Origin of the sequence: Winogradskyella poriferorum (assembly GCF_050618035.1) — a bacterium.
Classification (GTDB): domain Bacteria; phylum Bacteroidota; class Bacteroidia; order Flavobacteriales; family Flavobacteriaceae; genus Winogradskyella; species Winogradskyella poriferorum_A.
Map to the genome: position 1 here is coordinate 1 of NZ_JBODPY010000169.1, position 228 is coordinate 228.

Annotated in this window: 1 protein-coding gene; it reads left to right on the top strand. The window is 33.8% G+C overall.

Translation table 11 applies throughout. The features are described from left to right. On the top strand, window positions 1-228 hold a 228-nt coding region (locus tag ACRHOC_RS15340), incomplete at both ends, for a hypothetical protein (protein ID WP_431159461.1).

The window sequence follows — 228 nt, forward strand, 5'->3', positions numbered from 1 at the left end:
GGGTTGCTTTTGTCTGCTACGTCATTGGATTTGGTCAAACTGACACAACAGAAAGGGTTCCGGTATATAGAGGCTGTCATAGTAATCTGAGTAATGAAGAACTTAAGAAGTGTTCTAACGATAAAATCAAACATTTTTTAAAGGTAAGTTTTGATTATCAAATGGCTAATATTGTATTCTTAACAGAGGAATCCACTCAATTTCAATCAGATTTTGTGCTCAAGAAAA